The following is a 5,033-nucleotide window of genomic DNA, read 5'->3' as shown; positions in this document are numbered from 1 at the left end:
CTTCCATCGACGCTGCGGTCTCTTCCAGGGAGCTGGCCTGCTCTTCGGTTCTAGACGACAGGTCGTGGTTGCCGGCCGCGATTTCGGTGGCGGCCGTTCCTATGGAGCTGACATTGGCACTCACATCAGCCACCACGGCTACAAGATTGGCGCTCATCTGATTGAGCGCGCGCATCAACTGCCCGGTCTCATCGGTCGCTGCCGTCGGAAATTTGAGAAGCAAGGCGCCGCTGGCAATGGAACGCGCCACCCCACTTGCCTTGTCCAGAGGTTTGAGGATGGTCTGCTCAATGAAATAGCCGAACCCGGCCAATGCAAATGCCGCCAGCCCGCATGCTGCGGCGATCAGCTCTGGCAACCAGCTGGGCTCACCCGCTGCCTTGACCAGCGCGCTTACCTGCCACCAGCCCAATGCCCCCAGAAGCAGCGCCAATGCGGCGCCCAGGCCCGCGGTCCATGCGACCCGTTTTCGGATCGGAACAAGTCTGACCAAGGAGAAGACATCGCGCCAGCCGCGACGCACCACACTGCCCTGCCGTATGACCAGATGCGCTGACGTGCCTTCCCTGATTTCCCGGTAAATCTGCTCGGCTTCGAGGATCTGCTTTCGGCCCGGTCTGCTGCGCACCGACATGAACCCCTGTGTCCTGCCATCGACCTGAATGGGCGTCACGTTGGCAAGCACCCAGTAGAAATCGCCGTTTTTGCGCCGGTTCTTGACAAGACCAGTCCAGGGTAGTCCCTTGCCCAGTGTCGCCCAGAGATCTGCAAACGCTTCTTCGGGCATGTCAGGATGACGCACAAGGTTATGCGCGCTTCCAATCAATTCTTCCCTCGTGAAGTTGCTAACCTCCACAAACGCAGGGTTGGCATAAGTAATGCGCCCCTTGAGATCCGTTCTGGAGACAAGCGTGGCGTTCTCCGGCAGTTCATACTCGGTCGTCGTCACGGGAAAATTACTTCGCACTACAGGCCTCTCTTTGAAATGCACTCAAGATGGTTGTTGGGTTCAAGATGTTGTTGGGTTATGCGCAGGCTGCTCGCAGCCTGATTAAAGAGCGTTCTTCAGGGAATCCAGCGAGTCACCCAGACTGGCGCGCAGGCGACTGATGGCCTGGCTGTGGAGTTGGCAAACCCGCGACTGTGTCACTTCCAGCACGGCCCCAATTTCCCGAAGGTTCAACTCTTCGTCGTAATACAAACTGAGCAACAGGCGCTCCCGCTCCGGCATGAGTTCGATGGCTTCAATCAACTGACGTCGAAAGTCGCCTCTGAGCAGCTGTGTCAGCGGTTCGTCGGCCAGGCTCTGGGCGCCAAGGGCTTGCCGGTCCAGAAAACTGTTCTCCTGATCGCCCTGGTCGAAATCGTCGTAATAGACCAGCTGGCAACCCTGGATTTCCTGCAACAGGTGTTGATAGGCGTCCAGCGAAAGCTGCAATTCCTGAGCGATCTCGCCTTCAGTGGCCGACCGGCCCCGTTTTTGTTCCTGGACCTGGACCGCCCGGGCAACACCGCGGGAGGACTGCCGCAAACCACGCGACACCCAGTCATTGGCACGCAGTTCATCGAGCATCGCGCCGCGAATACGCTGACTGGCATAGGTTTCAAATTTAGCCCCCTGGTCATCCTTGTAGCGATTGCCGGCATCAAGCAGCCCCATCATGCCCACCTGAATCAGGTCGTCCAGCTCGACGCTGGCTGGCAGCTTGGCGATCAGCTGCAGGGCCAGGCGTCGCACCAGCGGCGCGTACTGCATCACCAAGTCCGACGGGCCGGACTTGTCGATTTTTCCCTGGGACGTGTACATCGAGGAACCCTCCTGCATTTTCAACACTTGTGGAATCCGGAACAGGGCTGCCGCATCAATGCACCTCCAGCACGGGACTTTCCCCGCGCACGAACACTGGGACGGAAGACAGCCAGGGCGCGTGACCACTCCGTGGTGGCTGGGACCCATGCAAAAAATCAGAGGCAATCTGGCAAAAATCCATCGCTGCAGGACTCGATGGAAATGCTTCAACGACCGTCAGGTTCAAGAGCTGCGCTTGGGGCAGACGCGGGTCAGCCCTGATCCACCCGGCGGGCTCCAGTGCCACGGCAAGATAACGGCTTCCCGCCTGCGCCAGATTCGACAAGATGTGCTGCGCCTCCGCCGCACCGACCGCATGATTGACCAGCACGCGCATGTGCTTCAACGCATGCGCGTGGCAAAGTTGCCTGATGCAGACATAAGCGGCCGTGATGGACGCCACATTGGGCTGCAACACCACGAAGACATGATCTGCCCCAGCGGCCAGCGGGGAGAGGGTGCCATCCTTGTCAAGCACGGTATCCATCAACACCAGCCGTCCCTGCCGCTGGGCCGGGGTTGAATCGGCTGCGCTGCGCTCATCAAGCAGCAGCACATCCTTGCCCTGGCGCACCAGTGCTGCTGCCAGATTACGCGTGACGCTTGTGGTGCCCACAGCCGGGCCGCTGCCAACCACGGCCACCAGCCGGCCTATGCTGCCAGCCATCAGGCGCCGCAGGCCGTCCGCCTGGTCAGCAATCACCTGCTTCACTGTGAATGCCTCATGCCTGCACCGTTGCCCTGCGGGGTTGAGGCGACAGATCGGTACCCTCGGACTCCAGCGCGTCGAGCAATACAAAGAATTTGCCCAGGCCTTCCAGCAGCACGGAACCCGGAACTGGTCGGCCGGGTCGCACCGATCGTCCGGCCAGTCGCGCCAGCACCTTGCGTGCCGCGTCTGCCCAGGCGTCCTGCAGATGCTGCAGGCGAAACACCGTGATGGAAGCCTGGCCGGCAATCAGCCATTGTTTGCGCAGGGTCGCGTCGTCCGGCCGTACGTCGCCCGCGAGCTGCACAATGCCCTGCTTCAGCAGTTTGAAACACGGCTCGGCTCCGGCGCGCCAGCCGGGCCACTTCGCAATTTGTTGTGCCGTCGCCTCTATGCCGCTAGTGGCAAGCATGTAGCTGTGCGCCAGCGGCTTGCCGCTTTCTGCGTCGACAATACGCCGCACCACACAGCGCAAACTCGAAACCACTCCCTGCGCGCCCGGTGCGTCGCCCGCGGCGAGAGGCCGGACAATGACCTGCGTTTCTGCCACCGATACCCACGCGGGTTTTCTGCGATAAGTCGTCGCCTGCGGTGCACTGAAGGTGAGTCCGGCTGACAGCTTGCCGAGTGTTCCTGGCGTCCCATTTCCCGCGTCCATGATGCGAAGGCCTGCGGTTGCGGAGGCCGCCCACTGAAAGCCGCTGATCCTCCACTGATCGATCAGCGCGGAGGCAGGCAGACGGCCGAGTAAATGGACCATTGGTTTTCCGGCTTTGTCTGCCCAGTCATCCAATAGCGACATGCCTTCCTGGACTGAGCCGGGAAGGACCTGCAGGGGTGCGGCGAAGGGTCTGCCAGAACGGTCCGACAGCAGCAGGGTGCTGGCGAGTACCCAGGGATTGGCGGCGTCCTCGTCCGAAAGACGGGTATCACCAGTGACAGCCAGAACATAGTCATTGCAATCGGAATGAACGTCGGTCAAAACCTGGGCGTGCAAGGTCTGCGCAAGTGCTTCCTCCCCAAGCTTGGCGTCGCTGAGTTTGCGCCAGAGCGAGCGGGTTTCCTCAAAGCCGATCTGGCCATTGGCAAGCGCGCTGGCATTGGCCGCCAGTTCCTGGGCATCGTGGGTCAACGCGCGAATCAGTTGCTGGCACTGCACGCGCAAGCGCTCGTTGACGGCCTCTGCCGCAGCCACTTCGTCCTCGTTGACCAGCGGCGCTGGCCGCTCGTCAAGGTCTGCCTCACCAGGCACGAACAAGGCGCTTCGGCTGTTGGCATGGAACACGCTGTCCACCAATGCCCGGCGATCAACCAGCATCAGGTGCTCGGGAACCTTTTGTCCGCTGGAGATATAGTGCACTGGCAGCTGGTGGCGAATAGCCATGTCAAGCAGTGCACCGGGATGGGTGGCCTCGTCGACCTTGGTGAAAATACAACCTGCCAGATCGGAACTTTTCGCCGCCTTAGCGCCATGGCGATAGGCCTCTACCACCTCATTGAGCGTATCGCCGTGGCTGGAAGCATTGAGCAGTAACAGGCGCTTGACAGGCCGGCTGGCGCCGCAAAGCATGGCAATCTGGTCGGACACGGCGCGGTCGCGCTGGCTCATGCCCACTGTGTCGATCAATACCATATGTTTGTCGCGCAAACCCGCCAGAACATGCGCCAGGTCAGCCGCATCCTTGACAGCGTGCACCGACACGCCGAGGATCTGGCCATAAATGCGCAGTTGCTCGTAGGCGCCGATCCGGTAGCTGTCGGTCGTCACCAGCGCCAGCTTGTCTGCGCCGAAACGCAGGACGCAACGCGCAGCCAATTTTGCCGTCGTGGTTGTCTTGCCGACTCCCGTCGGGCCCATCAGGGCATAAACACCACCCTCGTCCATCAGCGAATTTTCGTCCTCGAGCACGGGAAGGCGGCGAGCCAGCTCCGCCTTGGCATGGTCCATTCCGCAGGTATGGCTCAGGCCAGTCGGCAGGTTCTGGAGAATGTCCTTGGCCAGACGTGCACTGAAGCCTGCACCCAGCAGCGTGCGCAGCAGGTGTCCGCGTACCGGGTCACGCCTTTGATGCTCATTCCACGCCATACCGGCAAGCTGCTCTTCGATCATCCCGCGCATCGAGTGGATCTCGCGCAGCAGTCTGTTGCCGTCATCCACCGCTGGCAACAGCTGCGGCACTGCTGCCGCCGGAGGAAGGGCCGGAGACGGGAGGGGAGCGGGAAGAGGCACCACCGGGGTCGTTTCCCTGGCGATGGGACTGTCCATGGTCGCCACCACTTCAACCCCACCCGTCGTCACGCGGTTGGACAGGACAATGGCGTCGGGGCCCAGCTTTTCGCGGACGAGGCGCAGTGCCTCACGGCTGGATGCCGCTGCAAAACGATAGTTCAAGGCGTCGGATGTCTGATGGGTGGTCATGCTTTTCCTCCAATGGTGGCGGTCACCTTGATGGTGCGGGTGTCGGGTATCTCAGC

General features: G+C 61.4%; 4 protein-coding genes. All 4 read right to left on the bottom strand.

The annotated features are described in order from the left end of the window. Positions 1 to 949 (bottom strand): PAS domain-containing methyl-accepting chemotaxis protein (locus PSV33_RS02355; protein ID WP_300558161.1); only part of this gene is annotated, 949 nt, incomplete at its 3' end. 102 nt (positions 950 to 1,051) lie between these two features. Beyond that, positions 1,052 to 1,807, bottom strand: coding sequence for an RNA polymerase sigma factor FliA (locus PSV33_RS02350; RefSeq protein ID WP_300558158.1), 756 nt, complete (start codon positions 1,805 to 1,807; stop codon positions 1,052 to 1,054). 55 nt (positions 1,808 to 1,862) lie between these two features. Further along, the gene (locus PSV33_RS02345) at positions 1,863 to 2,552 is read right to left on the bottom strand and encodes a MinD/ParA family protein (RefSeq protein WP_300558155.1); all 690 of its coding nucleotides are present in this window, start codon (positions 2,550 to 2,552) and stop codon (positions 1,863 to 1,865) included. A gap of 19 nt (positions 2,553 to 2,571) precedes the next feature. Continuing rightward, positions 2,572 to 4,977 (bottom strand): flagellar biosynthesis protein FlhF, encoded by a 2,406-nt coding sequence (flhF, locus tag PSV33_RS02340; RefSeq protein ID WP_300558152.1) that lies wholly within the window; start codon positions 4,975 to 4,977, stop codon positions 2,572 to 2,574. Positions 4,978 to 5,033: the final 56 nt, after the last annotated feature.

This window comes from Polaromonas sp., assembly GCF_029945895.1.
GTDB lineage: Bacteria > Pseudomonadota > Gammaproteobacteria > Burkholderiales > Burkholderiaceae_C > Polaromonas.
Note: the sequence above shows the minus strand (reverse complement) of the source record. Positions and strands in the feature narration are given on the sequence as shown.

Excerpts from the sequence above, each read along its gene's own strand:
- PSV33_RS02350 (WP_300558158.1), bottom strand. The coding sequence starts at position 1,807 with ATGTACACGTCCCAGGGAAAAATCGACAAGTCCGGCCCGTCGGACTTG.
- flhF (WP_300558152.1), bottom strand. The coding sequence starts at position 4,977 with ATGACCACCCATCAGACATCCGACGCCTTGAACTATCGTTTTGCAGCG.